The organism is Aromatoleum toluvorans, assembly GCF_012910905.1.
GTDB lineage: Bacteria > Pseudomonadota > Gammaproteobacteria > Burkholderiales > Rhodocyclaceae > Aromatoleum > Aromatoleum toluvorans.
This window is the reverse complement of record NZ_WTVN01000107.1, coordinates 1-398: the sequence shown is the minus strand read 5'-3', so window position 1 is coordinate 398 and position 398 is coordinate 1. Positions and strand designations below refer to the sequence as shown.

The window sequence follows — 398 nt, the reverse complement described above, 5'->3', positions numbered from 1 at the left end:
CAACACTTTCGCCTGGTCGGAGCAATTTCAGCTGTTCGGGACCGACATCATCGATGGCGTCGCGCGCATTGAGAGCCGAACCAATGCCGTAGACATCGCGCTCGGCCAGCAGGCAACCCTCGATGCCGTGGGGGTGCTCGGGCCTGCGAGTTCGGGCGGACCGCCCGAACAGATCACGCTCATCAACGATTACGGACCGATTCACCCTTCGCTGAGTGGTGCGTCAGTCGGACCGGACCGCGTGGTGCGCGTCACGCCGATCTATGTTGCGCCGAGATCCATCGTTCGCGGATCGGCCTCGCTGCGTCCGCTCGACAAGGTGCAGATCTGGTTTCAACAAGACTTTAGGCCCGGCGTGATGCTGTTCAACGCCGTTTCGAATCCGACCGTGGCAGACC

The 398-nt window shown here is 62.1% G+C and carries 1 protein-coding gene; it reads left to right on the top strand.

Features of this window, described 5'->3' with window-relative positions; translation table 11 throughout:
- Positions 1-398: hypothetical protein (locus GPA22_RS22525; protein ID WP_211169315.1), on the top strand; the 398-nt coding region annotated here is incomplete at both ends.